The organism is Cupriavidus sp. FW306-01-F10A (assembly GCF_058782785.1).
On sequence record NZ_JBYSYA010000008.1, the window covers coordinates 127,919 to 153,438 of the forward strand.

Annotated in this window: 24 protein-coding genes; 1 reads left to right on the plus strand and 23 read right to left on the minus strand. The window is 67.1% G+C overall.

Features of this window, described 5'->3' with window-relative positions; all coding sequences use genetic code 11:
* Nucleotides 1-110: 110 nt before the first annotated feature.
* From AC3WLF_RS14235 to AC3WLF_RS14335, 21 genes are all read right to left on the minus strand, one after another.
* On the minus strand, nucleotides 111-1,022 hold the full coding sequence (locus tag AC3WLF_RS14235) for an ATP-binding cassette domain-containing protein (RefSeq protein WP_492319971.1): 912 nt from the start codon (nucleotides 1,020-1,022) through the stop codon (nucleotides 111-113).
* Between the two features lie 35 nt (nucleotides 1,023-1,057).
* Nucleotides 1,058-1,861 carry an aliphatic sulfonate ABC transporter permease SsuC gene (ssuC, locus tag AC3WLF_RS14240; RefSeq protein ID WP_492319970.1) on the minus strand — a complete coding sequence of 268 codons (804 nt, stop codon included), beginning with the start codon at nucleotides 1,859-1,861 and terminating at the stop codon, nucleotides 1,058-1,060.
* Between the two features lie 13 nt (nucleotides 1,862-1,874).
* Nucleotides 1,875-3,038, minus strand: a complete 1,164-nt coding sequence (gene ssuD / locus AC3WLF_RS14245) for an FMNH2-dependent alkanesulfonate monooxygenase (protein ID WP_492319969.1) — start codon at nucleotides 3,036-3,038, stop codon at nucleotides 1,875-1,877.
* Nucleotides 3,039-3,072: 34 nt separating this feature from the next.
* Nucleotides 3,073-4,101 (minus strand): sulfonate ABC transporter substrate-binding protein, encoded by a 1,029-nt coding sequence (locus tag AC3WLF_RS14250; protein WP_492319968.1) that lies wholly within the window; start codon nucleotides 4,099-4,101, stop codon nucleotides 3,073-3,075.
* Nucleotides 4,102-4,258: 157 nt separating this feature from the next.
* Entirely contained in the window at nucleotides 4,259-4,882 is a 624-nt protein-coding gene (gene ssuE / locus AC3WLF_RS14255; RefSeq protein WP_492358413.1) for an NADPH-dependent FMN reductase, read from the minus strand.
* 73 nt (nucleotides 4,883-4,955) lie between these two features.
* On the minus strand, nucleotides 4,956-5,960 hold the full coding sequence (locus tag AC3WLF_RS14260) for a sulfate ABC transporter substrate-binding protein (RefSeq protein ID WP_492319966.1): 1,005 nt from the start codon (nucleotides 5,958-5,960) through the stop codon (nucleotides 4,956-4,958).
* Between the two features lie 404 nt (nucleotides 5,961-6,364).
* Nucleotides 6,365-6,670, minus strand: a complete 306-nt coding sequence (locus AC3WLF_RS14265; protein WP_492353126.1) for a hypothetical protein — start codon at nucleotides 6,668-6,670, stop codon at nucleotides 6,365-6,367.
* Nucleotides 6,655-7,401, minus strand: coding sequence for a T6SS phospholipase effector Tle1-like catalytic domain-containing protein (locus tag AC3WLF_RS14270; RefSeq protein ID WP_492319964.1), 747 nt, complete (start codon nucleotides 7,399-7,401; stop codon nucleotides 6,655-6,657). Before AC3WLF_RS14270 ends, AC3WLF_RS14265 begins: the two co-directional genes overlap by 16 nt.
* A gap of 484 nt (nucleotides 7,402-7,885) precedes the next feature.
* On the minus strand, nucleotides 7,886-8,482 hold the full coding sequence (locus AC3WLF_RS14275) for a DUF3304 domain-containing protein (protein WP_492319963.1): 597 nt from the start codon (nucleotides 8,480-8,482) through the stop codon (nucleotides 7,886-7,888).
* 263 nt (nucleotides 8,483-8,745) lie between these two features.
* Entirely contained in the window at nucleotides 8,746-9,285 is a 540-nt protein-coding gene (locus AC3WLF_RS14280; protein WP_492319962.1) for a ferritin-like domain-containing protein, read from the minus strand.
* 279 nt (nucleotides 9,286-9,564) lie between these two features.
* Complete coding sequence (gene clpB / locus AC3WLF_RS14285) at nucleotides 9,565-12,153, minus strand: ATP-dependent chaperone ClpB (RefSeq protein ID WP_492358414.1); 2,589 nt, start codon at nucleotides 12,151-12,153, stop codon at nucleotides 9,565-9,567.
* A 224-nt stretch (nucleotides 12,154-12,377) separates the two neighbouring features.
* Nucleotides 12,378-13,259 carry a MaoC/PaaZ C-terminal domain-containing protein gene (locus tag AC3WLF_RS14290; RefSeq protein WP_492358415.1) on the minus strand — a complete coding sequence of 294 codons (882 nt, stop codon included), beginning with the start codon at nucleotides 13,257-13,259 and terminating at the stop codon, nucleotides 12,378-12,380.
* Nucleotides 13,259-15,409 (minus strand): D-(-)-3-hydroxybutyrate oligomer hydrolase, encoded by a 2,151-nt coding sequence (phaZ2, locus tag AC3WLF_RS14295; RefSeq protein WP_492358416.1) that lies wholly within the window; start codon nucleotides 15,407-15,409, stop codon nucleotides 13,259-13,261. The genes AC3WLF_RS14290 and phaZ2 overlap by 1 nt, the downstream gene beginning before the upstream one ends.
* A 122-nt stretch (nucleotides 15,410-15,531) precedes the next feature.
* Entirely contained in the window at nucleotides 15,532-17,076 is a 1,545-nt protein-coding gene (locus AC3WLF_RS14300; protein ID WP_492358417.1) for an acyl-CoA synthetase, read from the minus strand.
* A 14-nt stretch (nucleotides 17,077-17,090) separates the two neighbouring features.
* Nucleotides 17,091-18,167 (minus strand): branched-chain amino acid ABC transporter permease, encoded by a 1,077-nt coding sequence (locus AC3WLF_RS14305; RefSeq protein ID WP_492353132.1) that lies wholly within the window; start codon nucleotides 18,165-18,167, stop codon nucleotides 17,091-17,093.
* A gap of 11 nt (nucleotides 18,168-18,178) precedes the next feature.
* On the minus strand, nucleotides 18,179-19,204 hold the full coding sequence (locus AC3WLF_RS14310; RefSeq protein ID WP_492358418.1) for a branched-chain amino acid ABC transporter permease: 1,026 nt from the start codon (nucleotides 19,202-19,204) through the stop codon (nucleotides 18,179-18,181).
* A 15-nt stretch (nucleotides 19,205-19,219) separates the two neighbouring features.
* A complete protein-coding gene (locus tag AC3WLF_RS14315) occupies nucleotides 19,220-19,960 on the minus strand; it encodes an ABC transporter ATP-binding protein (RefSeq protein ID WP_492358419.1) in 741 nt (246 codons plus the stop codon).
* Nucleotides 19,953-20,714, minus strand: a complete 762-nt coding sequence (locus AC3WLF_RS14320; protein ID WP_041227982.1) for an ABC transporter ATP-binding protein — start codon at nucleotides 20,712-20,714, stop codon at nucleotides 19,953-19,955. The genes AC3WLF_RS14315 and AC3WLF_RS14320 overlap by 8 nt, the downstream gene beginning before the upstream one ends.
* A 92-nt stretch (nucleotides 20,715-20,806) precedes the next feature.
* The gene (locus AC3WLF_RS14325) at nucleotides 20,807-21,994 is read right to left on the minus strand and encodes a substrate-binding domain-containing protein (RefSeq protein WP_492319954.1); all 1,188 of its coding nucleotides are present in this window, start codon (nucleotides 21,992-21,994) and stop codon (nucleotides 20,807-20,809) included.
* A gap of 77 nt (nucleotides 21,995-22,071) precedes the next feature.
* The gene (locus AC3WLF_RS14330; protein ID WP_492319953.1) at nucleotides 22,072-22,854 is read right to left on the minus strand and encodes an enoyl-CoA hydratase/isomerase family protein; all 783 of its coding nucleotides are present in this window, start codon (nucleotides 22,852-22,854) and stop codon (nucleotides 22,072-22,074) included.
* The gene (locus tag AC3WLF_RS14335; protein ID WP_492319952.1) at nucleotides 22,851-23,522 is read right to left on the minus strand and encodes a TetR/AcrR family transcriptional regulator; all 672 of its coding nucleotides are present in this window, start codon (nucleotides 23,520-23,522) and stop codon (nucleotides 22,851-22,853) included. The genes AC3WLF_RS14330 and AC3WLF_RS14335 overlap by 4 nt, the downstream gene beginning before the upstream one ends.
* A gap of 240 nt (nucleotides 23,523-23,762) precedes the next feature.
* Here AC3WLF_RS14335 and AC3WLF_RS14340 point away from each other — a divergent pair, with 240 nt between their 5' ends.
* Nucleotides 23,763-24,671: an alpha/beta fold hydrolase gene (locus tag AC3WLF_RS14340; protein WP_492353354.1), complete on the plus strand. Its 909-nt coding sequence runs from the start codon at nucleotides 23,763-23,765 to the stop codon at nucleotides 24,669-24,671.
* Here AC3WLF_RS14340 and crcB read toward each other — a convergent pair.
* The gene (crcB, locus tag AC3WLF_RS14345) at nucleotides 24,621-25,001 is read right to left on the minus strand and encodes a fluoride efflux transporter CrcB (RefSeq protein WP_492319950.1); all 381 of its coding nucleotides are present in this window, start codon (nucleotides 24,999-25,001) and stop codon (nucleotides 24,621-24,623) included. The two genes, AC3WLF_RS14340 and crcB, sit on opposite strands and share 51 nt — an antisense overlap.
* Entirely contained in the window at nucleotides 25,001-25,519 is a 519-nt protein-coding gene (locus AC3WLF_RS14350) for a molybdenum cofactor biosynthesis protein MoaE (RefSeq protein ID WP_011615581.1), read from the minus strand. The genes crcB and AC3WLF_RS14350 overlap by 1 nt, the downstream gene beginning before the upstream one ends.
* Nucleotide 25,520 lies beyond the last annotated feature (1 nt).

Genomic DNA, 25,520 nt, shown 5'->3' on the forward strand with positions numbered 1-25,520 from the left:
CGGTCGCACTGCATCGGCCTGCCTGCTCATGATAGGAGGTCAGCGCGCGCGAGCGAATGAAGATTACGGCCTGTCGATATGCGCGGCGCACATTGCCGCGGGTGGCACGGTCACGCTGCCCAGCTCACCTTCAGCGGCGCGGTCGTGGCGGCCGGGTCGGCATGCGCACCTGCATGCGACGGTACCTGCGCCTGCGGCACTTGCCGCATCACCCGCTGCAGCACCGCGGCCTCCAGCTGCGCAAAGCCCGCCGCGCCGCGTTCGCGCGGGCGCGCCAGCGCCACGCGCTCATCCATGGCAATGCGGCCGTCCTCGATCAGCACGATGCGGTCGGCCAGCGCCACAGCTTCCGACACATCGTGCGTGACCAGCAGCGCCGTGAAGCCAAGGCGGCGCCACAGCGATTCGATCAGCCCCTGCATCTCGATGCGCGTGAGCGCATCCAGCGCGCCCAGCGGTTCATCCAGCAGCAACAGCTGTGGATGGTGGACCAGCGCGCGCGCGAGGGCCACGCGCTGGCGCTGGCCGCCGGACAGGCGTGCGGGCCACTCCCTGGCGCGGTCGGCCAGGCCCACCTGCGCCAGCACATCGGCGGCTTCACCGCGGCGTGCGCGCGGCAGGCCCAGCGCGACGTTGTCCAGCACGCGCTTCCACGGCAGCAGCCTTGCGTCCTGGAACATCACGCGCACGTCGGCGTGCCGCGCGCGGCCCTTCGCCGCGGATTCACCGTCGACGGTGATGCTGCCGCCATCGGCTGCTTCCAGTCCCGCCACCAGCCGCAGCAGCGTGCTCTTGCCGCAGCCGCTGCGCCCGACGATCGCCAGGAACTCGCCCGGCGCCACGTCCAGCGCCACGTTGTGCAGCACTTCGCGGCCGTCATAGCGCTTGACCACCTGGCGCACGTGCAGCGCCACGCCGCCTGCCTTGCGCGGCGCCTCCGCCGCCGGCTGTGCCGCCTCGCGGCGCGCGAGGCCCGCTTCCAGTTCCACCAGCGCAGCCTGTTCTACCGGATACATCTGCATCTCGATCTCCTTGCTTGATTGGGGCGACGGGCCGGTCAGGCCGCGGCGTAGCCCGGATGCCAGCGCAGCCAGTAGCGCTCCAGCCCGCGCGACAGCCAGTCGGCCAGCTTGCCCAGCAGCGCATAGAGCAGGATGCCCACCAGCACCACGTCGGTTTGCAGGAACTCACGCGCGTTCATGGTCATGTAGCCAATGCCCGATTGCGCGGAGATGGTCTCCGCCACGATCAGCACCACCCACATCAACCCGAGCGCGAAACGCACGCCCACCAGGATGCCCGGCAGCGCGCCGGGCAGGATGACCTCGCGGTACAGCTGCCAGCCGGACAGGCCGTAGCTGCGCGCCATCTCCACCAGCCCCGTATCGACCGAGCGGATGCCGTGATACGTGTTCAGGTAGACCGGGAAGAACACGCCCAGCGACACCAGGAACAGCTTGGCGGTCTCGTCGATGCCGAACCACAGGATCACCAGCGGGATCAAGGCCAGCGCCGGGATATTGCGCACCATCTGCAGCGTGCTGTCGAGCAGCGTGGCCGCGGTGCGGAAGGTGCCGGTCAGCAGCCCCAGCAGCAGCCCCAGCCCGCCGCCGATGGCAAACCCCACCAGCGCGCGCCAGGTGCTGACCCCGACGTGCTTCCACAGCTCGCCCGAGCGCGCCAGCTCCCAGGCGGCCTGCACCACCGCCAGCGGGGCCGGCAACACGCGGCTGGAGAGCCAGCCGTTCCGCGAGGCCAGTTGCCAGACCACGATCAGCAGCACCGGCACGATCCACGGAGCCAGCGCGCGCGCCAGCGCCCGAGGTCCCTGGCGCAGCGGCTGCAATAGAGGAGCGTTCATGATTGCCCTCCCCTCAGCTCTGCGCGGCGCGCGGCACGATGCCAGTCGCCATGACTTCACCGAACGGGCCCGACAGCACCTTGCCCGGCAGCTTGTCGCGCACCGAGCGCGGCAGCAGCGGGAACACCAGTTCGGCAAAGCGGTAGGCCTCTTCCAGGTGCGGGTAGCCGGACAGCACGAAGGTGTCGATGCCCAGCTCGGCGTATTCGCGCATGCGCTCGGCCACGGTGTGCGGATCGCCCACCAGCGCGGTGCCGGCACCGCCGCGCACCAGGCCAACGCCGGCCCACAGGTTTGGGCTGATCTCCAGCGCCTCGCGCGTGCGGCGCGCGCCGCCCGCGTGCAGCGCGGCCATGCGGCGCTGCCCTTCAGAATCCATCTTGGCGAACACGGCTTGCGCACGCGCCACGGTCTCGTCATCGAGCCGGCTGATCAGGTCGTCCGCCGCAACCCAGGCGGCGGCTTCGGTCTCGCGCACGATCACATGCAGGCGGATACCGAACTTCACCGTGCGGCCATGGCGCGCGGCCTGCCGGCGCACCTCGTCGAGCTTCTGCGCCACGTCAGCGGGCGGCTCGCCCCAGGTCAGGTAGGTATCGACCTGCTCGCCGGCCAGCGCATGCGCCGGCGCCGACGACCCGCCGAAGTACACCGGCGGATGCGGCTGCTGCAGCGGCGGATAGAGGACGGTGGCACCCTTCACGGACAGGTGCTTGCCCTCGAAATCCACCTTGTCGCCGTCATGGCTGGCGGCCAGCACCTGGCGCCAGATGCGCAGGAACTCGGCCGAGGCCTCGTAGCGCGCGGCGTGGTCCAGGAACAGGCCGTCGCCTTCCAGCTCGGCGGTATCGCCGCCGGTGACCAGGTTGATCAGCAGCCGGCCGTTGGAAATGCGGTCGAAGGTTGCCGCCATCCGTGCGGCCAGCGTCGGCGCCATCAGGCCGGGGCGCACCGCGACCAGGAATTTCAGGCGCTGCGTGACGGCCGCCAGCGCCGATGCCGCCACCCATGGGTCTTCGCACGAGCGCCCGGTCGGGATCAGCACGCCTTCGTAGCCCAGCGTATCGGCGGCCACGGCAACCTGCTTCAGGTAATCGAAGCTGACCTCGCGCGCGCCTTCCGAAGTGCCGAGGTAGCGGCTGTCGCCGTGGGTGGGGATGAACCAGAATACTTGCATGTCGTTGTCCTATTGTTCCTGCCGATGGAGGTGGCTATCGCTTCGCCTGCTGCTGCGGCACGTCCCAGCGCGCATCGGCCACCTTGACTGGCCTGGGGATCAGCTTGAGCGAGTGGAAGGCGTCGGCGATGCGCTGCTGCTCGGCCAGCACCCCGGCGCTGACCGGGCGTGCGCCGTACGAGAAGCGCGAGACGGCGAGCTCAAGCACATCGGCCGGCAGCCCGGTTTCGCCGGTCAGCACCGTGGTGGCCTCCTTGGGGTTGTTTTGCGCCCAGGTGCCCAGCGTGGCCAGTTCGTCCAGGATCAGGCTGACGATCTCCGGCTTGGCTTGTGCATAGGGGCGCGAGGCCAGGTAGAACTGGTGGTTGCTGACCACGTTCTTGCCGTCCGCGCCGCGGCCATCGGCGAGCACGCGCGCAACCAGCTGCTTCTCGGCAGCCGCGAGGAACGGGTCCCAGATCACCCAGGCATCGACCGCGCCGCGCTCGAAGGCGGCACGCGCATCGGCCGGCGGCAGGTAGACCGGCTGGATCTCGCTGTAAGGGATGCCGGCTTTCTCCAGCTGGCGCACCAGCAGGTAATGCACGTTCGAGCCCTTGTTCAGCGCCACGCGCTTGCCGCGCAGTTCCGCCACCGAGCGGATCGCCGAACCCTTGGGCACGACGATGGCCTCGGCCACCGGCGCCGGCGGCTCATTGCCGACGTAGACCAGTTGCGCCCCCGCGGCCTGCGCAAAGATCGGCGGCGCCTCGCCGACGGTGCCGAAATCGACGGCACCGACGTTCAGCCCCTCAAGCAGTTGCGGGCCGGCGGGGAACTCGGTCCATTTGACGGTGATGCCTTGCGGCGCCAGGCGCTTTTCCAGCGTGCCGCGCGCCTTCAGCAGCGTCAGCGTGCCGTACTTCTGGTAGCCGATGCGCAGCACCTTGGGATCGATGTTCTTCGACTGCGCTTCGGCGCGGCCGGGCAGTAGCCCATAGGCCAGGCCGGTGGCAAGCACCAGCGCGGCGGTAATCAGGCGGCGGCGCTGGCTGGCCGTGCGCAACGGGTTGGTCAGTGTCATGCGATGTCCTCCATGGCCCGGGGCAATGCCCTGCTGGCCGGATTGATTCCAGGATGGTTGCGGCAGCACGCATCCCTGCCGGCCCCGCGTGGCGGGTGGCATGGCGTCGCTGCCGTGGCGCCGGGCAGGCCGGCGCCACTTCCGTCAATCAGTCAGTTCAGGCGGAACATCGCTCGGCCACCGCGATCGCGGCAGCGCGCTGGACCAGGGCGCCGGGCACCACATCGAGCGGCACCTCGATGCGCGAATGCGCCAGCGCATCGCGCACGCGCAGCACGCCCTCGTCCAGGCGTGCCGACAGCGCGGCATCGAAGCGCGCCTGGCGCACGCCGGCGGCTTCAAAGGATTCGATCTGCTGGTCCACGGCAAAGATGCCGGGCAGGATCTGGCGCGAGCCCAGCGCGGACAGCACCGGGCGCAGCGCGTAGTCGATCGCCAGCGCATGGGCCAGGCTGCCGCCGGTGGCGATCGGCAGCACGATCTTGTCGCGCAGGCCAGTCTGCGGCAGCAGGTCCAGGAAGGCCTTGAGCAGGCCGCTGTAGGCGGCCTTGTAGACCGGCGTGGCCAGTACCACCACCTGCGCCTCGGACACGGCATGCGTGGCCCCGGCGATGACGGGGTCGTCCACGCGTGCCGCCAGCAGCGGGCCTGCGGGCAGTTCGCGCAGGTCGAGGTGGCGGGTGCGTTCGCCGGCAGCCTCGAGCGCGGCACGCAGGTGCGCCAGCACCAGGCCGGAGCGGGACTGGACCGACGGGCTGCCGGAGAGCGTCAGGATGGACATCGGGCTTCCTTCTTCTGATGGACCGGTCGGCGCCGCGGCCGCCCCACGCGGCCCGGCGCGCCGGTCTCGTGGTTTATTTCTTGCCGGGCTGGTAGATCTGATCGAACGTGCCGCCATCGGCAAAGTGGGTCTTCTGGGCTTTCTGCCAGCCGCCGAAGGCTTCATCGATGGTGAACAGCTTCACCTTGGGAAAGTTGGCCGCGTACTTGGCCGCCACCTTCTGCGAGATCGGGCGGTAGTAGTTCTTGGCCGCGATCTCCTGGCCCTCGTCGGTGTACAGGAACTGCAGGTAGGCCTCGGCCGCCTTGCGCGTGCCCTTCTTGTCGACCACCTTGTCGACCACCGCCACCGGCGGCTCGGCCAGGATCGACACCGACGGCGCGACAATGTCGAACTTGTCCGGGCCCAGCTCCTTGATCGCCAGGATGGCTTCGTTCTCCCACGCGATCAGCACATCGCCCAGGCCGCGCTCGACAAAGGTGGTGGTGGCGCCGCGCGCGCCCGAATCCAGCACCGGCACATGCTTGAGCAGCTCGCCCACGAACTCGCGCGCCTTGACGTCATTGCCGCCCGGCTGGCGCAGCGCATAGCCCCACGCCGCCAGGTAGTTCCAGCGTGCGCCGCCCGAGGTCTTGGGATTGGGCGTGATCACCTGCACGCCCGGCTTGACCAGGTCGCCCCAGTCCTTGATGCCCTTGGGGTTGCCCTTGCGCACCAGGAACACGATGGTCGAGGTGTACGGCGAGGCGTTGTGCGGCAGGCGCTTCTGCCAGTCCGGCTTGATCAGCCCTTTCTCCGCGATGGCATCAATGTCATAGCCCAGCGCCAGCGTGACTACGTCAGCGTCCAGCCCGTCTATCACCGAGCGCGCCTGCTTGCCCGAGCCGCCGTGCGACTGGCGCACGGTCACGGCATCGCCGCCCTGGGCCTTCCAGGCCTTGGCAAAGGCGGCATTGACATCGACATACAGCTCGCGCGTCGGATCGTAGGAAACGTTCAGCAGGTTGGCAGCCGCCGCGGTCTGCGCCGCGCTCAGGGCGCCAAGTACGGCCAGGCTGATAGCCAGTTTGCGGATCATCTTGTGTTGCTCCCGTCAGTGTCGTGAATGGGCGCCAGGCGCCTCTTGCCTTGTCCGCCTTGGGTAGCGGACTTGTGTCAGGAGCAAGACTACCGAGGGGGCTATCTGAACGGAACGAATGGTTTCGCCGATCCTTTGCTGTTTTTTGCATAAGATCGGACGGAAATATGGACATGCCGGCACAGGGGGACATCAAGTGTGGACGGCGTGAGGGCAGTGGACGGTGGCGCATTCGCCACGCTGAAACCGGCAAAGGCGGTTTTGCTCCCATCCCGAAGCTATGCCACCGCAAGCCCCTCGTTTGCGGCCGGCAGATTCGTTGCCGGTGCAAGTCCAGATAGGGCCTACGCTGGTCTCTGCCGGTGAATATCACCCGTGGCCAGCCATAGCCGCCCGGCGCATATTCATTGAAGAACGGGATGCGGAACCAGATCCAGCTGTCGTGCACGTAATCGTCGTAGAGGGCGATCGCGACCTTCTCCAGGCGCGCCACAGCCTCGGCCGACGTATGCTGCTTGCTCCAACCGGGCAATCTCGGCCTTCAGGCGCTGGCATTCCGGGTCGTCGCGTTCGGCCTCCTGTACACCCAGCATGATCTTGCGTGGCGTCTTGGCATCCTCGGGCGCTGCCTGGAAGAAGGTGCGCTCGGTGACATACTGGCCGGTGCCAATCTGTGCGCGCAAGGTACGCCAGCTCAGCAGCTGACCCATGCCAAAGCGCAAGGCCTCTTCCACGTCTCGATACGTTGAAAAGAGTGCGGCCAGTCGTTGAACGCTGCCACCGTCGCCGGGTGGATCGCAAAATCTTCGGACAGGGCAGTGGAATTCCGAATCTCTTCCTCGAGCATCAGCGGTACGCCGCTCTTGAGCGCAGCGATGTACATGTCATGCAGGGGAATCTGGCTGAGCTTGCTGCTGTCGCCGTCACGCGCCTTGCCCTGTTCATTGAGAGCATCGCCCACGTCGGAGTGCACGCCGGGATAACCCACCTCCCAGCGGCCCCGCGTCTGGGGGTAGCTTTCATCGATCCGGATAGTGTCGAGCGGAAAACTCATGCGCTGCTCGTGAATCGAGTAGAAGTGGGCGCACCTGCGAACTTCTTTGGGTATATTCAGCGCACCATCGCGGGCAAAGCGGAAATGCCCGTCAAACATATCCAGGTCGACCGTGGCGCGAGTCGAATCTGGCAGGCCCACCGAGGCGACCGTGTCAAAGAGCCCGAGGAAGTTGACCTCATAGGGTAGCGCGCGCCGCCCCGTCTGGTCGCTGATCCGCCCGCCAGGCGCCCATTCCTTGATCAGCTTGCTGACAAAGACACGGGCGGACGCGGCCCCGCGCGAAAAGCCGAAGACGTTGATCCAGATCTTCTTGATCATCCGGCTCTGCGGACCGTCGTCGAAGCGGTTGCTATGGGTGATACCCAATATGCGAATCTTGTCCATGAGCTTGCCCACTCGACCATCGGCGACCGCATTACAGAGCTCTTTGGCCTCGCTGTCGCGAACTAGGGGAAAATCGCTCCGCCGAGTGATTGCATATTGCACGGAATTGAGCACCCGAATCATTCCCCAGACGCAACGCTGATCGAAGCCTTTGGCCAGAGCTTTGCCGTTCGAGGAATAGTCGAGTTCCCCTAGCTCTGGGACGGGGTACCCACTCCCGGGATGTAGAACGAAAAAATGCCTCTATCCGGCTTGTCCCTTGCAACGCTATGCAAACGTGCCACATTGGTGTGAGTCTTGAAGAGTGAGTCTCGCCACATCTTATTGTTCTTGTCGTCGTTGTTGTTGGTGCCGTCGAAGAACAGATTGATATGAATGGTCTGGGGACATTCACACAATGGGTCTCTCACGGTCCCCTCGCCCCATGCCCAGGCGTCCTTACTTTGCGCCAGTCGACCGCCTTCAGGCATCATGTCTGGCCATTTCACCACCGCCATTTCAGACCTCCCCGTCGGTATTTAAGATTCCATTCGTCGTCACGCACGCCTTGGGCAACGTCCGGCTCGTCGGCAGTGTGCTTGCGATCGACGCTGTTATTACCATTGGCATTGCCGTCGGCAATCATTAGCTTGACGCGATCACCAGGCAGGAAGATGGCCCAGGCACCGCCAGTCTTGGAGCCATCGTACTGAGGGATGCGAACGTTTTCGGCCTTGTACCAATAGCCTGGGGTCTTGCCGTCCCTCACCTTCTCAACCAGCCAACGCACGGTAACGCGCAGATCGGGCTGCCACTGGCGCGGGAAAGTCATGCAGCAGCTTTCTTTTCCTCCCCCCGATGGGTGTCCATCGGATTCGGCTGGCATGATGTTCGGGCCACCACCACCGACCTCGCCGGGACCTTCAACTTCGAAGGAATGAATGTAGTAAGGGGTGTAGTTCAGCGCCTTCATGCCGCCGCTGATGTATTTCGATGTCGAGACTCGGCTTTCGGGCTGCCAGGACGGCTCCCCGCCGGCACAGCCAGTGAATATCAACGCCAGGCCAGCCATAGCGCAGACGCAGGCGACACTTCGATTCATGACTTGGCTCCCGCTGCGACAGTTGGCAGCACGTCGTTCTGCATATCGGTCCCTTTGGGCTTGTCCCTTACGCGGCCCATGTCGGGCGCATAAGAAAACGCCCGCACCGGCAAGCCGGTGCGGGCGAAGTTTCCATTCTGGAAACGGGTAGACAAGTCATGAAGAGCGCCCCCGCATCTCCATGACAGGACGAATGTTATCGGCTTGCCTGCGACCTGGGGTTGATCAAGGTCAAGTGCGGGGCAGCCTGCCGCGCCTGCGCCTCAGCCGCCCTGGCGGGCGAGCAGGTCAGCCATTTCGTCGGCATGCTCCTCTTCCACCGCCAGGATGCCCTCCATCATCCGGCGTGAGGTCGGATCGCGTTCTCCCAGGAACTGGATGATCTCGCGATAGCTGTCGATGGCGATGCGCTCGGCCACCAGGTCTTCCTTGATCATTTCCGTCAGCGAAGTACCCGCCACATATTCAGCATGGGAGCGGCTGGTCAGGCCGTCGGGTGCGAAGTCTGGCTCGCCGCCAAGCTGGACGATGCGCTCGGCGATCTGGTCGGCATGGCCTTGCTCTTCATTGGAATGGGCCAGGAATTCATCGGCCACGCTCTTCGAGTTGGGCCCCTTGGCCATGTAGTAGTGTCGGCGATAGCGCAGTACGCAGACGATTTCGGTGGCCAGCGCAGCGTTGAGCAGCTTCAGCACGGTATCGCGATCCGCGGCATAGCCCGCGGTCACGGCGCCATCATCGATGTGCTTGCGGGCACGCTCGCGCAATGTCTTGACGTCTGAGAGGAAAGGCTTGTCGGTCATTGAAGGGCTCCTTGGGGATGGGGCTGCGTCAGCGCAGCGCCTTGTAGGGAAATTCAACCCTTCTGCAACGCGAGAAGTGTGCCACTCGGCGGATGGCGCGGAACGGCGCGGCTGGCGACGACCCCTGGCATCGTGGCGTGAAAAAATTGCACGCGGCGGGACCGCCTTACACGCAACGCGCGATGGCAAGACGAAAAAAAGCCCCTGCGCTGTATCGCAGGGGCCTGACCATGATCGACCGCCTGTGTGCTCCGGCAGTCGATCGAGCCATGGGCAGCCTTAGTCCAGCTTCCGCCCGAACGTGAACTCCCCGTCGACATAATCCACCGGCACCACATCCTTGGCGGCGAACTTGCCTTCCAGGATCGCCCGCGCCACCGGGTTCTCGATCTGCTGCTGGATCGCCCGCTTGAGCGGACGCGCGCCAAACACCGGGTCGTAGCCTGCGCTGGCGATCTTCTCCAGCGCCGTCTCGCTCACCTCCAGCGTCATGTCCATGCGGGCCAGGCGGCCTTGCAGGCGTTGCAGCTGGATGCGCGCGATCGACTCGATATGCTTCTGGTCGAGCGCGTGGAACACCACCACTTCATCGATCCGGTTCAGGAACTCCGGCCGGAAATGCGTGCGCACTTCCTGCCAGACCGCACCCTTGATCGCTTCCTGCGGCTCGCCGGTCATCGACTGGATGATCTGCGAACCCAGGTTGGACGTCATCACGATCACCGTGTTCTTGAAGTCCACGGTGCGGCCCTGGCCATCGGTCAGGCGGCCGTCGTCCAGCACTTGCAGCAGCACGTTGAAGACGTCCGGGTGGGCCTTCTCGACTTCATCCAGCAGCACCACGCTGTACGGCTTGCGGCGCACGGCCTCGGTCAGGTAGCCGCCTTCCTCGTAGCCCACGTATCCCGGCGGCGCGCCGATCAGGCGGCTGACGCTGTGCTTCTCCATGAATTCGCTCATGTCGATGCGGATCAGGTGCTCTTCCGAATCGAACATGAACTCGGCCAGGGCCTTGCACAGCTCGGTCTTGCCGACGCCGGTAGGGCCCAGGAACAGGAACGAGCCATAAGGCCGGTTCTCGTCCGCAAGCCCGGCACGCGAACGGCGGATGGCATCGGACACCAGCCGCACGGCTTCGTCCTGGCCGACCACGCGCCCATGCAGCCGGTCTTCCATCTTCAGCAGCTTCTCGCGCTCGCCCTGCATCATCTTCGATACCGGGATGCCGGTGGCACGGCTCACCACTTCGGCGATTTCCTCGGCGCCCACCTGGGTGCGCAGCAGCTTGTTGGGCTGCTTCTGCTCGCTGGCCTCGGCGTCGGTGGCGGCCTTGAGCTTGCCTTCCAGGCCCGGCAGCTTGCCGTATTGCAGCTCGGCCACCTTGTCCAGCTTGCCTTCGCGCTGCAGCTTGGCGATCTCCAGCTTGACCTTCTCGATCTCTTCCTTGAGCGCGGCCGTGCCCTGCGCGGCGCCCTTCTCGGCCTTCCAGATCTCGTCCAGGTCGGCGTACTCCTTCTCCAGGCGCGCGATTTCCTGCTCGATCAGCTCCAGGCGCTTCATCGACGCCTCATCGGTCTCTTTCTTGACCGCCTCGCGCTCGATCTTCAGCTGGATGGTGCGGCGCTCGAGCTTGTCCATCGACTCCGGCTTGGACTCGATTTCCATCTTGATGCGGGCGGCCGCCTCGTCGATCAGGTCGATCGCCTTGTCGGGCAGGAAGCGGTCGGTGATATAGCGATGCGACAGCTCCGCCGCGGCGACGATGGCCGGGTCGGTGATTTCCACGCCGTGGTGCAGCTCATACTTTTCCTGCAGCCCGCGCAGGATGGCAATGGTGGCTTCAACGCTCGGCTCATCGACCAGCACCTTCTGGAAGCGGCGCTCCAGCGCGGCGTCCTTCTCGATGTACTTGCGGTACTCGTCCAGCGTGGTCGCGCCGATGCAATGCAGCTCGCCGCGCGCGAGCGCCGGCTTGAGCATGTTGCCCGCGTCGATCGCGCCCTCGGCCTTGCCGGCCCCGACCATGGTGTGGATCTCGTCGATGAAGACGATGGTCTGGCCCTCGTCCTTGGCGACGTCGTTCAGCACCGCCTTCAGGCGTTCCTCGAACTCGCCGCGGTACTTGGCGCCGGCCAGCAGGCCGGCCATGTCCAGCACCAGCACGCGCTTGTTCTTCAGGCTCTCGGGCACTTCGCCGTTGACGATGCGCTGCGCCAGCCCCTCGACGATGGCGGTCTTGCCCACGCCCGGCTCGCCGATCAGCACCGGGTTGTTCTTGGTGCGGCGCTGCAGGATCTGGATCGCGCGGCGGATCTCGTCGTCGCGGCCGATCACGGGATCGAGCTTGCCGATGCGGGCGCGCTCGGTCAGGTCGATGGTGTACTTCTTGAGGGCCTCGCGCTGGCCCTCGGCCTCGGCGCTGTTGACCGAATCGCCGCCGCGCACGGCCTGGATCGCCGACTCGAGCGACTTGCGGTTCAGGCCGTTTTCACGCGCGATGCGGCCGGCGTCGCCCTTGTCGTCGGCGACGGCCAGCAGGAACAGCTCGCTGGCGATGAACTGGTCGCCGCGCTTGATGGCTTCCTTCTCGGTGGCGTTGAGCAGGTTCACCAGGTCGCGGCCGATCTGGACCTCGCTGGTGCCCTGCACTTGCGGCAGGCGCTTGATGGCGGCATCGAGCGCCGTCTGCAGGCCCTGCACGTTGACGCCGGCGCGCGCCAGCAGCGCCTTGGCGGCGCCGTCGTCCTGCGCCAGCAGCGCGCGCAGCAGGTGCTGCGGTTCGATGTATTGGTTGTCGTTGCCCAGTGCCAGGCTTTGCGCATCAGCCAGCGCTTCCTGGAACCGGGTGGTCAGCTTGTCAAGACGCATAAGGATTCCCTCTCTCGGATAAGGTCGTGTCCTGATGCGGGGGCGTCGGCGCCGGTCTTCGCTGCCGGAGCGCCCGTATGCCCTGCCGGACACTGGATGTCTTTCCGAAAGATAAGGCTTTGTCGCGACATTTCAAGGCCGCGCCGGTACGCAATGACCCCGTTCAGCACGCCATGCCGATACCCCAGGCTCCGACGCTCTCAAGTGCCGCAAGCGATACGTGGCTAGGCGGCACGGCAGGCTCCCTTGTCCGCCAGGTTGCGCACCAGCACCAGTGATTCGCCCTGCACCACCATGCGCCCGTCCGCGCCCGTGACGACGCTGGCCAGGTTGACCAGGTCCTTGCCCGCGCGCACCCGCACGATGCGCACGCATGCCGTCAGCGGCTCATCCAGCCGCGCGGCTGAAGCGAGGCGCAACGACTGCTTCATCCACCCCGTGCCCCGTCCGGGCAGTTGCGTGCCGAGCAGGTCCGAGAACATGCCGGCCAGCAGCGGCAGCGGCACCACCGGCCCGCCAAAGCCGCGCGCGCGGGCAAAGGCCGGATCGGCGTGGTAGGGGTTGGCGTCGCCGGTCAGGTTGATGTATTCGTCCAGGTCCGCCTGGGTGAAGGCGCGTGTTGCACGGGCTTCGTGACCGGGGCGCAGGCCGTACAGTGAGGCGTCGCCCGCCTCTGGCGCCGGTGCCGTGTCGCCGGGTAGCCGGGCCAGTCCCTCCAGCCCGGCACCCGGCAGCCAGAGCGACTCGCCCACGGCCGTGACGCGCTGCGCATCGCCCGGCCCGCCCGCGCTGCCAACGGTGGTGCCGTAGCTCGCCAGTCCGGCGGGCGCGTGCTGCGGCGCCAGCGCGATCCGCACCGTATCGCCAACGAAGGCCGGTGTCGGGAACATCAGCGTCTGCCCGACCGGCAACGCCGGCCCGGGCAGCTGCCGCCAGGTGTGGGCGCACAGCAGCGAGAACAGGAACATGCCGTGCGCCACGGTGGCACCGAAATGCGTGCCACGGGCAAAGCACGGATCGCAGTGGATCGGGTTGTCGTCGTGCGACAAGGCGGCGAAGCGGTCAAAATCGCGCTGCGACAGCACGCGCGGCAGGGCATCGTTCATCAGTCAGGCACCTGTACGGTATTAGCGTTGACGGTAATCGCGTTGCCGGCAGCAGGCGATGCGGCAAACGGCGGCACGTTGGACGGCAGCAGCGTCGGCGCCGGCGTGTTGAGGGTGCCCCCGCGCGGCGTGGTGCGCACCACCTGCGACGGCGGCAGCGCCTTGCCCGCGGTGAGGTTGTCGTAGACCGCGTCCAGGGCCCGGTTCAGGTAGACGTGCAGCGGCACATAGCGGTTGCTGTAGCCCGGCACCAGCCCGATGAAGGCATCGAGGTGCTGGGCGTTCTCGACCTCCACGTACGACAGCTTGCTGGTCACGCCCTCCTGCTGCCGGTTCAGCCCGAGATACGGGCGCGAGGTATGGTTCACCGGCAGCAGCCCGTCGCTGCGCCCGTGCACGATCACCGCAGGCTTGCCGCGCAGGTTGCCGTTGCGCAGCGTCAGCGCCTGGCCGGCCTGCAACGCACGCGCCGCGGCGTCGGAGCCGGACAGCAGGCTGCGCAGGCAGTTGGCGCCGTCGTAGTTCAGGTCTGCCCGCAACGTCGACGGTGAAACGGACGCCAGGTTCAGGTACGGGCCATGCTGCGGATCGAGGTCATTGATCAGCTGGACCGGCGGCTGCGGCGGCACGCCGTTGCCGGTGGCGAACATCGACGCCAGCGCCGCGGGTGCGATTGCCGCGGGCTTCAGGTCGGTCAGCGTGCTGGCAAAGCTGTAGCCGCACAGCCGGTCGGTGACGCTGGCCTGCGCATAGGCGTTGGCATAGTTGACCGAGATCGCGGCGGCTACATCAAGCACGGCCAGCGACGGGTGCAGATCGTCCGTTTCCGCTTCCCAGCCGGCGGCACGCAGCGCCTGCAGGGCGCTGGCGCTTTGCTCGTCCGTGTTCGCACCGCTGACCAGGCCCTTTTCCGCCAGCGTCTGGCAGCGGTTGGCAAAGAAGGTCGCCGTGCCCGGGTTGGTGTAGAGCGGCGCCTGGGCCAGCGCGGTGGCCCGCGCGGCGCAGTGCTGCAGCAGGTTGGCCGTGGTGCTGTAGTCGTACAGCGTGCGGGCCGAAGCCGCCACCGGCGTCGCGCCGCGTTGCACCACGACGCCGGTATCGGGCGGCATGTTCAGGTTGGGCTCGCCCACCGCAACGCCGTCGATCAGCCCGCCGGCATCCTGCTCGGCCGCCGCCACCGCGGCACCGCCGCCGTTCGATACGCTGGAGGCAATCACCACGATCCTGTCCTTGTCCAGGGTGCGCTGGCGGGTGCCGTTGGCGGATACGGCGCCGAAGCGGTCATTGATCGCCCAGATCGCAAATTCCACCGCCTGCAGCGTGAACTTGCCCCAGTCCTTCTCCGGGTTGCGCTGCGAATGCGCGTGCTTGAATGCCAGCCGGTGCGGGTTGGCAGCGGTGAAGTCCGCCAGCGAGGTGGCCCCCGCCGGCGCGGCGAACTGCGCGTTCTTGCCGGCCGCAGCGCGCGTGGCGCGGGTGCCGTCGATCAGCGGCACGGTGTCGGTATCCAGGTCATGCGGCGCGGCGCCGGTGCCCTTGTCGGTATAGGCCACCGCGCAGCCGCGCTTCAGGCCCCACTCGCCGGTGGCGATGGCGCCATAGACGCCGCGCGAGCCGGACGAGGTGGCGGTGATCACGCATGGCTTCGAAGTGTTGAACGACGCAGGGATCTGCACCAGCATGGTCACGTTCTGCTGGCCCGAGCCATCGTCCGAAAAGGCCAGGTACTCCACGCCGGCCACTTTGCCTTCGGAGCCGGTGGCATTGCCCTGAGCGTCGACATTGGGGCCGTAGAGCGAGCCGTAGCCGCCGCTGGCGGTGGTGTCGACGAGGGCACGATAGTTGGTATGGATCGCATAGCGCCGCAACTCCGCCGCGGTCGGCGCGGTGGGATTGGCCGGCAGTGGCGCGGTGGCGCTGGCGAGGCCGTCCTTGCCCAGGCCGGCAGTGAGCAGGTCGTCGGTGGTGCCGTTGTAGCTGTTGATCGTGACCGTGCCGATATTCGCCGGCTTGGTATTGGGGTTGCTGCCGTTGCCGTTGTTGTTGTCATCGCCCGAGCCGCAGGCGGCGGCCAGCATCGATGCGGCGGCCGCCAGCACCGTGAGCCTGAGGCGGCGTTTCTGCTGCGGCGGGATCTGCGTGGAATGCATGTCAACCTCCTCCTGTCGCACCCGGATGGCCGGGGCTGTCGAGTTGTCTTCAGATCGAGGACTGCGGAGACTGCGAACTGCGGAAATCGGAAACACGGCAACCGCTGGCGCGGCCATGCGCCTCAGCCAGAGAACTGTGCGCGCAGCTTGTGCTTTTCCACCTTGCCTGACGGCGTGCGCGGCAGCGCGTCGAGAAAGCGCACATGGCGCGGCACCTTGTAGCCGGCCAGCTGCGCCTTGCAGTGGGCAATCACGGCATCGGCCTCCAGCACAGCGCCCGGGCGCAGCACCACCAGCGCCATGCCGACCTCGCCCCAGCGCGCATCCGGCGTGCCGATCACGGCGGCCTCGGCCACGCCCGGCAGCTGGAACAGCACGTTCTCGACTTCGGCCGGATAGACGTTCTCGCCGCCCGAGATAAACATGTCCTTGGCCCGGTCGACGATGTAGTAGTCGCCGTCCTCGTCACGATAGGCGATATCGCCGGAATGCAGCCAGCCGCCGCGGATCGCGGCCGCGGTGGCCTCGGGCAGGTTCCAGTAGCCTGGCGTCACGCCGGGGCCCTTGATCAGCAGTTCGCCACGCTCGCCCGGGCCCACGTCCACTCCAGCCGCATCGACGATGCGCGTCAGCATCGACCCAACTGGCTTGCCGATGGTGCCGATCTTGCGGCGCGCGGTGTCTTCGTCGCAGACAAAGACCGTGGGACCGGTCTCGGTCATGCCGAAGCCGAAGCAGATGGTCACGCCCTTGGCCAGGTAGGCCTCCAGCAGCGGCCTGGGCACCGGCGAGCCCCCCGCCGACATATTGCGCACGCCGGCGAAGTCCGCCTGCGCGAAGCGCGGGTGCTGGCTCAGGAACAGGTACACCGCCGGCACCGCGAAGAACATGGTGATGCCCTCGCCGCTGGCGCGGTCGAGCTTGCCCAGCACCACCTGCGGCTCGAACTGCCGCATGATGTGCACCGTGCCGCCCGCGTGCAGCACCGGGTTGGCATACAGGTTCAGGCCGCCGGTGTGGAAGAACGGCAGCACGCTGAGGAACACGTCGTCGCGCGTGATCTTGTTTGCCAGCATCGCGTTGACGGCATTGAAGAAGACCATGCCATAGGTCTGGATCACGCCCTTGGGCCTGCCGGTGGTGCCGGAGGTGTAGAGCAGGTGCCAGACCTCGGACTCATCGCGGCACGGCATCTCGATGATGCGGCCGGAGGCGGCATCGAGCACCGCCTCGTACTCGGTCCAGCCGCCGGGCACGTCGGCGGCCTCATCGTCGGCCAGGTGCAGCACCGCGCGCAGCGGCATGGCGCGCGCCAGATCCGCGGCCACGGCGAGGAAGCCGTCGCCGGCCACCAGCACCTCGGGCGTGCAGTCCTGCAGGATCGGCAGCAGCTCCGCCGCCGGCAGGCGCCAGTTCAGGCACACCATCACCATGCCGGCCTTGGCGCAGCCATACAGCATCTCGAAATAGTCCGAGCTGTTGTGCGCCAGCACTGCCACGCGCGTGCCCGGCGCCAGTTGCAGGTGGTCACGCAGGTATTCCGCGAAGCGGCTGGCGCGTTCGTCGAAATGGCGATAGGTCACCTGGCGGCCGGTCTCCACGTCCACCAGCGCGACCTTGTCGGGGAAATGCTGCGCATTCTTGTGCAGCCAGTCGATGACGTACATGCGCTAGCCTCCGCTCAGCTTGCCACGTCCTGCACGGGCCCGGTGCCGCGCAGCCGCCCCACCACGCCCTGCGGGAAATAATAGACGCTCAGGATAAACAGCAAACCCAGCCACAGCAGCCACCGGTCCGGATGCAGCAGCGACGACAGCAGCGGCAGCGCGGCGGTGGCGTCGCTGGCCAGTTTCATCACGTCCTGCAGGTAGGTTTGCGCCACCAGGAACAGCACCGTGCCGATCACCGCGCCATAGAGCGTGCCCATGCCGCCGATCACCACGATCAGCAGGATGTCGACCATGATCTCGAACGACAGCGAGGTATCGGGCCCGTTGTAGCGCAGCCAGATCGCCATCAGCACGCCCGCCAGCGTGGCGAACATCGCCGACAGCACCGTCGACACGGTGCGGTACACCACGGTGCGGTAGCCAATCGCCTCGGCGCGGAAGTCGTTCTCGCGGATCGCCTGCAGCACCCGGCCAAAGGGCGAGTTGACGATGCGCAGCAGCACCAGGAACAGCACCACCGCGCCGGCGAACACCAGGTAGTAGCTCAGCAGCTTGCCGCTCAGCGGCACGCCCAGCCATTCAGTGTCGCCCAGCGTAAAGCCGGGGCGCAGCACCTCCGGCACCTTGAAAGTCAGCCCGTCTTCGCCGCCGGTCCATTCCGACAGCTGCGACACCAGCGTGGCAAAGGCGGTCGCCACCGCCAGCGTGATCATGGCAAAGAAGATCGCGCGCACCCGCAGCGAGAACAACCCGATCAGGAACGCCAGCAGCGCTGACACCGCGAGCGCACCCACGGTGCCGGCCAGCAGCGCGCCCCAGCCCGGCTCCATGCGCGACATGGCGATGGCCACGCCATAGCCGCCGATGCCGAAGAACATGGTGTGAGCAAAGGAAACGATGCCGGTATAGCCCAGCAGCAGGTCATAGCTGGCCACCAGCACCACGAAGATGCAGATCTTGGCCGCCATGTTGAGCGCGCGCGCGCCGGGGAAGGCAAAGGGCGCGCACGCCAGGGCCACCAGGATCACCAGCAGGATCACGGTCAGCACGCGGCTGCGCGGCAGGTCGCCGGAGAGAAGTCGGATCATGGTCGTTGCCCTCAGCGCCGCGCCACCGGGAACAGCCCCTGTGGGCGCCACAGCAGCACCAGCATCATCAGCAGGATGTTGGAGAACAGAGCCACCTTGGGGAACAGGAAACCGGTGTAGTTGGCCATCAGCCCCACCAGCAGCGCACCGACAAAGCAGCCCGTGGTCGATCCCAGCCCGCCGATGATGATGACGACAAAGATCAGCACATTCACCTGCGCACCGATCGCCGCGGTGATGTTCTGCTGGTACAGCCCCCACAGCACCCCGCCCAGCCCCGCCAGCGCCGCGCCCGCGACGAACACGCCGATAAACAGGCGCCGCACGCGGTAGCCAAGCGCTTCGACCATCTCGCGGTTCTCCACGCCGGCGCGGATCAGCAGGCCGATGCGGGTGCGATTCAGCAGCAACAGCATGGCGATAAAGATCACCAGCCCCAGCGCCATCGCGATCAGCCGGTATTTCTCGATCGCGGCATCGCCCAGCAGCACCGCGCCGCGGAAGGTGGTGGGCACCTGCAGCGCGATGGTCTCGGGGCCCCAGATCGCCTTGATCAGCTGCTCGGCCACGATCATGCCGCCCATCGTGATCAGGATCTGCTTCAGGTGCTGGCCGTAGACCGGGCGCACCACCACGCGCTCGAAGAACAGCCCGACCGCGCCGGCTGCGACCATTGCGGCTACGATCGCCAGTGCAAACACCGACAGGTTCAACGCCAGGCTGTCGGCCTCGATCCAGCCTGCCAGTGGCAGCAGGACCGAGGCGGCCACATAAGCGCCCAGCGCGATGAAGGCGCCGTGGCCGAAGTTGAGCACATCCATCAGGCCGAACACCAGCGTCAGGCCCGACGAGACGACGAAGATGATCATTCCCATCGCGAGCCCGGCAATGGTCAGCGTGAGCCAGGTCGACGGGCTGCCGACCAGCGGATAGGCCAGCAGCATCAGCAGCGGCGCCAGCGCCAGCGGGGTCCAGTCGAGCCGTACCTTGGGCAGGTCCGACGGTGCGGCGGCCGGCAATGTCGTTGAAGTGGTCATGTGTGTTGTCCCGCGTTACTGGTGCGCCGCCAGCGACAGCCCCAGCAACTTCTGCTGCAGCCTGTCGTCTTCAGCCAGCGCCGCCATCGTGCCCGTGTGCACCGTCCGCCCATCGTCCATCACCGCCACCGTATCCCCCACCGACTTCGCCATATGGAAGTTCTGCTCCACCAGCAGGATCGACACCTCGGTCTGCTTGAGCTCGCGGAACACATGGATCATGTTCTGGATGATGGCCGGCGCCAGGCCCTTGGTGGGCTCGTCGACGATCAGCAGCTGGCGCGGCTCGATGATGGCGCGCGCTACCGACAGCATCTGCTTCTGCCCGCCCGACAGCACGCCGGCGCGCTGCTGCCAGAAGGTCCTAAGCGCCGGAAACATGCGGAACACCCAGTCCAGCCGGCGCTCGTCGATGGCGCCGGTGCGCGCTGCCAGGCGCATGTTCTCGGCCACGGTCAGGTCGGAGAACACGCTCATGTTTTCCGGCACGTAGGCAATGCCGGCCTGCGCGATCGCGGGCGTGCTGTGGCGCGTGATGTCGGTGCCGTCAAAGGTCACCGTGCCGGTGCTGGCCTGCCACAGGCCCATGATGGTGCGCAGCGTGGTGGTCTTGCCGGCGCCGTTGCGCCCCAGCAGCATGGTCACGCCGCCGCGCGGCACCTCGAAGCTGACGCCGTGCAGGATGTGGTACGGGCCGATATGGGTCTGCACGCCCTGTAGACGCAGGATCGGCCCGGTTGCTTGTGCGTCAGCCATGGCTGCCCTCCTCTTCCGGCATGCCCAGGTAAGCCTGCTGCACCACCGGCGAGGCGATCACCTCGGCCGGGTCGCCGTCGGCCACCAGGGTGCCGTTGTGCAGCACGATGATGCGGTCGGCCAGCGAGCGCACCACGTCCATCTTGTGTTCGACCAGCAGCACGGTCTTGCTGCGGTCCTGGCGGATCTCGCGGATCAGGTCAAGGATCACCGGCACTTCATCCACGCTCATGCCCGCGGTGGGCTCGTCGAACATGAACACGCGCGGCTGCAGCGCCAGCAGGATGCCGACCTCCAGCTTGCGCTGGTCGCCGTGCGGCAGCGAGGCCACCGTCAGCTGGCGCTTGCCGGCCAGCGCCACGCGCTCCAGGATCGCCATGGCCTGCGCCTGCACGTCGCGGTGGCTGGTCCACATCGAGAACAGGTCGATGCCGCGCTGCTGGCGCGCCTGCACCGCCAGGCGCACGTTCTCCAGTACCGACAGCTGCGGGAACAGGCTGGTCAGCTGGAAAGCGCGGCCGATGCCACGGCGCGTCTTCTGCGACACCGGCAGGCGCGTCACGTCCTCGCCATCCAGCAGGATCTGCCCGGCCGTGGGCGGCAACTGGCCCGAGACCAGGTTGAAGTACGTGGTCTTGCCGGCGCCGTTGGGGCCGACGATGCAGGTCAGCTCGCCGGGCCGGAACGCGCACGACACCGCATTGACGGCCACATGGCCGCCAAAGCGGATGGTCAGGCCGCGCGTCTCCAGCAGCGGCTGCGCCGCGGCGGCAGTCGCGCCGGCGTGCCCGGCGGCCGGCTGCGACGGCGCCGGCGCGGACCGGGTGAAGGATGCTGGCGCGTTCATCAGCGGTGGTTGCGCACGGGCACGGCCATTTCTTCGGGCTTGATCTCGCGCACGAGCTCAGGCACGCCCCAGGCGAAGGCCGGATCCACCTTGATCTTGAAGTGGTACATCGACTGCATGGCCTGGTGGTCTTCCTTGCGGAAAGTCATCTTGCCCTTGGGGGTGTCGAATGACATGCCTTCCATCGCCGTGATCAGCTTCTCGGTGCCGGTCTCGCCGCTGGTCTTCTTCAGCGCCTCCACCAGCGCGATGCCCGCGGTCATGCCGCCGGCCGTGAAGAAATCGGGCGGCGCCTTGAACTTGCTGTAGTGGTTGGACACCAGCCACTCATTGGCCTTGTTCTTGGGAATGCCGAAGTAGTAGTACGTAGCCCCTTCCATGCCCGGGAAGTTCTTGTAGCTGGCCATCGCCGGCAGGATGTTGCCGCCCGTGGCAATCTCGATGCCGTAGCGCTTGGGATCCAGATCCGCGATCTTGAACGGGTTGCCGGCACCGGCCCAGATAATGAAAATCACCTTGCGACCCGGCTTGTCCTTGAGCGAATCAAACAGCCGCTGCGCGCCTGCGGTGAAGTCCGTGGTGCTGGTCGGCAGGTATTCCTCATGCACGACCCTGGCGTTCTTCAGCGCGCCCTTGAAGGCCTTGACGCCGTCGCGGCCAAAAGCGTAGTCCTGCGCCAGCGTGGCGATCTGCACGCCCGGCTTGTCCAGCGCCACGGCGTTGGAGATTGCGTCCTGCGACGAGTTGCGGCCGGTGCGGAAGATATAGCGGTTCCACTTGTCGCCGGTGATCGAGTCGGCCACCGCGGGTTCGACCAGCAGTACCTTCTTGTATTCCTCTGCCACCGGCAGCATCGCCAGCGCGGTGCCGGAAGAGGTGGGGCCGACCGCGATATCGGCGCGGTCGTCGCTGTAGGCGGCGGCCAGCTGGGCCTTGGCCACGTCCGGCTTGCCCTGGGTGTCTTTCTCGATCACCACCAGCTTGTTGCCGTTGACGGTCATGGTGCCGTTGGTGGCGTATTCCAGACCCATCATCAAGCCGGTCTGGGTCTGCTTGGCGTAGGCCTCGAGCGCGCCGGTCTTGTCATAGACGTGCGCGATGCGGATGTCCTTGGCCAGCGCGGTGCCGGCGGCAAGCAGGCCGGCGGCCATGACCAGGGCACGTACGGCGAGTGGGTTGCGTTGCATTGCTGTCTCCTGTGTTCGGTCTCGTTTGTCTTTGTCTGGATGAAACCTGCTGCAACTGCCTGGGAAAGCTCTGCAAACTATTCGCGCGCGCGCCCTGCCAGGAAGCACCGCATGCCGTCGGCAGTCTCGGCGCTGGCGATCTGTGCGACAAAGGCCGCGCGCTCGCGCTCAAGGCCGGCCGCCAGGGTGTCGGCGTCCCAGCGCAACAGCGCGCGCGTGCGGGCCACGCTGCCCGGCACCTTGCGCATGACGCCACGCGCCAGCGTCGCGGCATCGGCCTCGGCCGAACCCGGTGCGGCCAGCGCAGTCGCCAGCCCGAGCGCCGCCGCCTCCGGCGCGGCGACGATCGTATTGTTCAGCTGCCAGGCGCGCGCCCGCGGCGTGCCGACCAGCTGCGGCAGCATCGCGGTCCAGCCGCCGTCCGGGCTGAAGCCAACCACCGTGTAGTACGGCGCGATGCGCGCATCCCGCGCCAGCACCGCCATGTCGCACGCCAGCACCAAACCCAGCGAGCCGCCCGTCAGCCAGCCCTCCACCGCCGCCACCACCGGGCAGCGCAGCGCTGCCAGGCGCAGGATCGAACGGTTCAGCAGTGCCAGCAGCCGGTCGGCGTAGCTGGCTATCGCGTCGCCCTGCGCAGCGAATGCCGCGACATCGCCGCCGGTGGAGAAATTTTTCCCGGCATGCGTCAGCACCACGGCATGAATCGCCGGGTCGGCTTCAATCTCGTCCAGCGCGGCGAGCAGCGCTTCCAGCAACTCGGGCACCAGGCTGTTGTGCCGCTGCGGCCGGTTCAGGCGCAGCAGCGCCACGCCATCGGCGCGCGCCCACTGCACCAGGGGTTCTGCGTGGGCGTTCATCGCGGCTGCAGGCCGTGCGAGATCAGGTCGAAAGCGGTGTCGACCACCTTCTCCATCGAAGGCGGGCGCTTCCAGCGCGCATAGCGCATGCCCAGGAAGTTGCTGATGCCGATCAGGCACCAGGCGCGCACCTCGGCATCGCCGGGCACGATCTCGCCCTGCTCTTCGGCGCGCGTCAGGCGCCGGCTGTAGAGCTCGGCAAACACCTGGAAATAGCTGCTGTAGATGGTCTCATCGACCGAGTACGAATCAAGCACGATCCGGTACAGGTTCTTGTGGCGCGAAACGAAAGAGAGAAATGCCTTCAGCCCCAGGCGCTCGGCTTCCATCTGGGTGGCCGCGGCGGCAACGTGCTTGCGCAGGTGGGCGCGCACCAGTTCCAGCATGTGCGCGACCAGCGCGCGGAAGATGTCTTCCTTGTCCTTGAAATACAGGTAGAAGGTGCCCATCGCGACCTTGGCTTCCTGCGTGATCTCGGAGATCGACGCGGCGTAATAGCCTTTCTCACCGAACACCTTCTCGGCCGCGCGCAGCAGCGCCTCGCGCGTCTTCTGCCCGCGCGCGGTCTTGGGCGGGCAGATGCCGCCGGCATGACCGGGTTCGCGGGTTGCGCCGGGTTCGCGGGTTGCGCCGGTTTCGGGCGGTGCGCCCGTGTCGGTCTGGGACATCTTGTCTCCGGTGGCGCTGCGCGCCTTGTCATTGGAATGCCAGCCGCTTCATGTCTGCCGGCGCAGGCAGGTGCCTCCTCCGCGCCTGCCTGCGCCGGGAATCGCCACTCAGGCAAAACCTGATAGCTGATTCATGTTTCATCGTATAAATTGCCCACCGTGGATGTCAATAGAGAGGCACCCTCACCCGGTGGCATCCAGGCCGCTGCCCTTTACCCTCCTGCCAGGAGAGAACCGTCGTTGGACGCTTCCGATTCGGCATCTGCCGGCCCCGCTTCGCCGCCGTTCGCCAGCCACCCGGCACGCGGCGCCTTGCCAGGCTGGCGCGAAACCGGCCAGGGACGGCCGCTGCTGTTGCTGCACGGCTGGTCCGTCACCGGCGAGGCCTTCGACGGCCAGCGGGCGCTCGCACTGGCGGGAATCCGCGTGATCGCGCCCGACCATGCCGGCCACGGCCTGTCGCGCGAGCGCGACGGCACCACGATCACGGCGCTGGCGCGCGACGTCGCCGGACTGGTTGCGCACCTCGGGCTGACAGACGTGGTGGTCGCTGGCTGGTCGATGGGGGCGATGGTGGCATGGGCGCTGCTGCGGGACCATTCGGGTCTTCCGCTGGCAGCGGTCGGCAGCATCGACATGACACCGAGGCTGGTGACCGATGCGGCCTGGCCGCATGGCCTGCACGGCCACTATGAGATTGCGCACGCCGCGCAGATGGCGGCCCGCATCCGGGCCGACTGGCCCCGGCTGGCGCCGTCGGTCGCGCTGGGAATGTGGTCGGCGGGAAGTCGCCCGGAAGGCGCCGCAATGCAACGCATCGCGCACATGGCGGGCCAGTGCGATGCGTTGGCGCTTGCCGCTTTATGGGAAGACATGGCGCGCCAGGATTTCCGGGAGACATTGCGAGCCACCGGGCTGCCGCTGTTCCATTTGTACGGGGAAGCCAGCCGGCTCTATGCGCCCGCGGTGGGCGCCGCCACGCTCGCACTGCGGCCCGGGGCGGGATTCAGCGTGGTGGCCGGCGCCGGCCACAGCCCGCACATGGAGCAGCCGCAGGCGTTCAATGCCGCGCTGCTGGGCCTGATCGCCCGGGCCGCGTCAGGCCAGCAGGCGGTAAGTCCAGAGGCCGAACGCGGTCAGCAGCAGTGAGCCGCCCAGGTGCAGCAGCAGGTGCAGCGCCGCCCAGCCGTAGTCGCCGGCAATCAGGTTCGCCACCACCTCGCTGGAAAAGGTCGAGAACGTGGTCAGCCCGCCAAGGAAGCCGGTGATGGCCAGCAGGCGCCATTCCGGCGGCAGGCCCGCGTGCGTATCGAAGAACCCGACCGCCAGGCCGACCAGGTAGCCGCCCAGCAGGTTGGCCGCCAGCGTGCCATAGGGTAGCGCGGGATTGATCGCGTTCCACAGCACCGCGAAGCCCCAGCGCAGCCACGCACCCGCCGCGGCGCCTAGGCCCACGGCGACAAAGCCGAGCGACCCCATCAGGGCTGGCTCCCGCCCTGCTTCTCCGGTGGTGCGCCAGCATCGTCGCCGCTGGCATTGAACGATGCGATCCCCCAGCGCTGGAGGGCGGCTTCGTCGGTCACGCGGGCGTCGACCCAGCGCGCCCCTTCCGGGGTGTCCTCCTTCTTCCAGAACGGCGCTTCGGACTTGAGGTAGTCCATGATGAACTCGCACGCGGCAAAGGCATTGCCGCGATGCGCCGACGCCACCGCGACCATCACGATCTGGTCCAGCGGCTGCATCGGGCCGACGCGGTGGATGATGGTCACGCCCAGCAGCGCCCAGCGCGCGCACGCAGCCGCCTCGATCTGCGCCAGCGCCTTCTCGGTCATGCCCGGATAGTGCTCCAGCTCCATCGCGCTGACCGCGCTGCCGTCGCTGACATCGCGCACCGTGCCGATAAAGCTGGCCACCGCGCCGACCGCCGGATTGCCGGCACGCAGCGCCGCGACTTCCGCACCGAGATCGAAATCCTCACGCTGCACCCTGACGCTCATC

Bases quoted from the DNA above. Each gene is read 5' to 3' on its own strand.
- ssuE (WP_492358413.1), bottom strand. From the start codon at position 4,882: ATGTCCATCCTGACGCTCTCCGGCAGCCCGTCGGTCCAGTCCCGCTCC.
- AC3WLF_RS14265 (WP_492353126.1), bottom strand. From the start codon at position 6,670: ATGGGTCAGCTGCTGAGCTGGCGTACCTTGCGCGCACAGATTGGCACC.
- AC3WLF_RS14275 (WP_492319963.1), bottom strand. From the start codon at position 8,482: ATGAATCGAAGTGTCGCCTGCGTCTGCGCTATGGCTGGCCTGGCGTTG.
- clpB (WP_492358414.1), bottom strand. From the start codon at position 12,153: ATGCGTCTTGACAAGCTGACCACCCGGTTCCAGGAAGCGCTGGCTGAT.
- AC3WLF_RS14290 (WP_492358415.1), bottom strand. From the start codon at position 13,259: ATGAACGATGCCCTGCCGCGCGTGCTGTCGCAGCGCGATTTTGACCGC.
- AC3WLF_RS14325 (WP_492319954.1), bottom strand. From the start codon at position 21,994: ATGCAACGCAACCCACTCGCCGTACGTGCCCTGGTCATGGCCGCCGGC.
- AC3WLF_RS14250 (WP_492319968.1), bottom strand. From the start codon at position 4,101: ATGACACTGACCAACCCGTTGCGCACGGCCAGCCAGCGCCGCCGCCTG.
- AC3WLF_RS14305 (WP_492353132.1), bottom strand. From the start codon at position 18,167: ATGATCCGACTTCTCTCCGGCGACCTGCCGCGCAGCCGCGTGCTGACC.
- AC3WLF_RS14235 (WP_492319971.1), bottom strand. From the start codon at position 1,022: ATGCAGATGTATCCGGTAGAACAGGCTGCGCTGGTGGAACTGGAAGCG.
- AC3WLF_RS14350 (WP_011615581.1), bottom strand. From the start codon at position 25,519: ATGAGCGTCAGGGTGCAGCGTGAGGATTTCGATCTCGGTGCGGAAGTC.
- ssuD (WP_492319969.1), bottom strand. From the start codon at position 3,038: ATGCAAGTATTCTGGTTCATCCCCACCCACGGCGACAGCCGCTACCTC.
- AC3WLF_RS14310 (WP_492358418.1), bottom strand. From the start codon at position 19,204: ATGACCACTTCAACGACATTGCCGGCCGCCGCACCGTCGGACCTGCCC.
- phaZ2 (WP_492358416.1), bottom strand. From the start codon at position 15,409: ATGCATTCCACGCAGATCCCGCCGCAGCAGAAACGCCGCCTCAGGCTC.
- AC3WLF_RS14270 (WP_492319964.1), bottom strand. From the start codon at position 7,401: ATGGACAAGATTCGCATATTGGGTATCACCCATAGCAACCGCTTCGAC.
- AC3WLF_RS14330 (WP_492319953.1), bottom strand. From the start codon at position 22,854: ATGAACGCCCACGCAGAACCCCTGGTGCAGTGGGCGCGCGCCGATGGC.
- ssuC (WP_492319970.1), bottom strand. From the start codon at position 1,861: ATGAACGCTCCTCTATTGCAGCCGCTGCGCCAGGGACCTCGGGCGCTG.
- AC3WLF_RS14315 (WP_492358419.1), bottom strand. From the start codon at position 19,960: ATGGCTGACGCACAAGCAACCGGGCCGATCCTGCGTCTACAGGGCGTG.
- AC3WLF_RS14260 (WP_492319966.1), bottom strand. From the start codon at position 5,960: ATGATCCGCAAACTGGCTATCAGCCTGGCCGTACTTGGCGCCCTGAGC.
- AC3WLF_RS14300 (WP_492358417.1), bottom strand. From the start codon at position 17,076: ATGTACGTCATCGACTGGCTGCACAAGAATGCGCAGCATTTCCCCGAC.
- AC3WLF_RS14335 (WP_492319952.1), bottom strand. From the start codon at position 23,522: ATGTCCCAGACCGACACGGGCGCACCGCCCGAAACCGGCGCAACCCGC.
- crcB (WP_492319950.1), bottom strand. From the start codon at position 25,001: ATGGGGTCGCTCGGCTTTGTCGCCGTGGGCCTAGGCGCCGCGGCGGGT.
- AC3WLF_RS14280 (WP_492319962.1), bottom strand. From the start codon at position 9,285: ATGACCGACAAGCCTTTCCTCTCAGACGTCAAGACATTGCGCGAGCGT.